This window comes from Phenylobacterium sp., from assembly GCF_031425575.1.
GTDB lineage: Bacteria > Pseudomonadota > Alphaproteobacteria > Caulobacterales > Caulobacteraceae > Phenylobacterium.
The window spans coordinates 1-1,804 of sequence record NZ_JANPJP010000332.1; the positions used below are offsets into that span (position 1 = coordinate 1).

Annotated in this window: 2 protein-coding genes and 1 pseudogene; 2 read left to right on the forward strand and 1 reads right to left on the reverse strand. The window is 70.0% G+C overall.

Annotated elements, in window-relative coordinates; all coding sequences use genetic code 11:
- Positions 1-246 (forward strand): annotated as a pseudogene (locus RMO97_RS18375) (hypothetical protein); the annotation flags it as partial.
- 44 nt (positions 247-290) lie between these two features.
- Here RMO97_RS18375 and RMO97_RS18380 read toward each other — a convergent pair.
- Positions 291-1,085 carry an SDR family oxidoreductase gene (locus tag RMO97_RS18380; RefSeq protein ID WP_310542460.1) on the reverse strand — a complete coding sequence of 265 codons (795 nt, stop codon included), beginning with the start codon at positions 1,083-1,085 and terminating at the stop codon, positions 291-293.
- Positions 1,086-1,283: 198 nt separating this feature from the next.
- On the opposite strand from RMO97_RS18380, the gene RMO97_RS18385 reads away from it, so the two are divergent.
- Positions 1,284-1,804 (forward strand): GNAT family protein (locus RMO97_RS18385; RefSeq protein WP_310542461.1); only part of this gene is annotated, 521 nt, incomplete at its 3' end.

The following is a 1,804-nucleotide window of genomic DNA, read 5'->3' on the forward strand; positions in this document are numbered from 1 at the left end:
AACCTGCTGGCGCTTTCGTACCGCATGGCGTTCGGGGCCTTCGGGAGCTTCGTCGCCGCGCGGCTGGCGCCGGCCCGGCCCCTGCTGCACGCCCTGATCCTGGGCGCGGTGGGCGCGGCCCTGGCCATCCTCGGCGTGGCGACCACCTGGAACATGAACCTGGCGCCGCACTGGTATCCCATCGCCCTGGTGGTCACCGCCCTGCCCATGGCCTGGGTCGGCGGGGTGTTGGGCCGCAAGGGCTGAGCCTTGGCCCTCCCCCGCGAACGGGGGAGGAGAAGGCCCTTGGCTTAGGCGTAGTTGGCGAGCGCGTTGCCCGAGGCGTCGCCGCAGCCGGAGCCGCCGTCGACCGGGATGATAGCGCCGTTGACGTACTTGGCCTGATCCGAGGAGAGGAACAGGCACATGTCGGCGATCTCGTCCTTGGTCCCGTAGCGGCGCATCGGGTTGCGGCTCTTCACCCGTTCCTCGGCCTCTGCGGTCGGCGCCAGGCGGGCCATGCCCTCGGTGTCGGCGATGGGACCGGGCGAGATGGCGTTGACGCGGACGCCGCCGGGTCCCCACTCCAGCGCCAGGCACTTGGTCAGCATGTTGATGCCCGCCTTGGCGGCGCAGACGTGGGACTGGAACAGGCTGGCGCGCTCGCCCTGGCCGGCGGTGATGGAGATTAGCGACGCCCCCGGCCGGCGCAGGAACTCGAAGGAGGCGCGAAGGACGTTGAAGGTGCCGATCAGGTCGATGTCCACCACGGTCTTGAAGCCGTTGGCGCTCATGCCGAGCGCCGGGGCCACGAAGTTGCCGGCCGCGCCCGACAGCACGATGTCGATTTCACCAAACTCCGAGTGGGTTCGACGAAGGGCCGCCTCGACGGCGGCGTAGTCGCGGACGTCGGCGGCGATGCCGATGCACTCTTTGCCGAAGGTGGAGACCTCCTTGGCGGCGGCGGCGATCTTCTCCTCGCTGCGGCTGATGATGACGACATTGGCGCCGGCCGCGGCGAAGCGTTTGGCGATGCCGAGGTTAATGCCGCTGGAGGCGCCGGCGACGAAGCAGGTCTTGCCGGCGAGCTGGGTGTCTTGGGCCATGGTGTTTCCTCTCGATTTCGTTGGCGAGACCTTAGGGCGGGGTTGTTGGAGGCGGAAGGGTGACCCGGCGTCGGGCGTGCATTGACCGCGCGGCGTTCTCGGCTAGCCTCGCCCCATGGCCTGACCCCGGACATCGGCGCCCCGAGCGCCCTCCCCCGCCGCCAGGCGGGCACGTTCCCTCATGTCCAAAGGCTTCCCATGACTATTCGCCGCATCGCCGCCGCCGACCTCGAGCAGGTCGCGCGCTATCCCTTCACGCTGTCCATCACCGAGCCCATGACCGCGCCCGACCGGCTGGCGGAGACCTTCGCCGCCACCGGGTTCTGGACCGAGGAGTGCGGGGCGGTGGCCATCGAGGCGCAGGGACGACTGGTGGGAACCTGCCAGTTCTACCGCGCGGCGCCCTGCATCCACGGCTTCGAGCTGGGCTACATCCTGCACGATCCGGCTGACCGGGGGCGTGGCCTGGCCGCCCCGGCGGTGCGGGCCTTCTCCGACCTGCTGTTTTCCGAGCGGCCGGGCGTCTATCGCCAGCAGCTGATCATCGAGACCTGGAACACCGCCTCGTGGAAGCTGGCCGAGCGCTGCGGCTTCACCCGCGAGGGGCTGCTGCGCAGTTCGGGGTTCGGGTCGGGCGATCCGGCCGACTGCCTGATCTACGCCCGCACCCGCAAGGACTGGCATGAGGCGGCGACGACGACGATGGGGGTCGCCTTCGA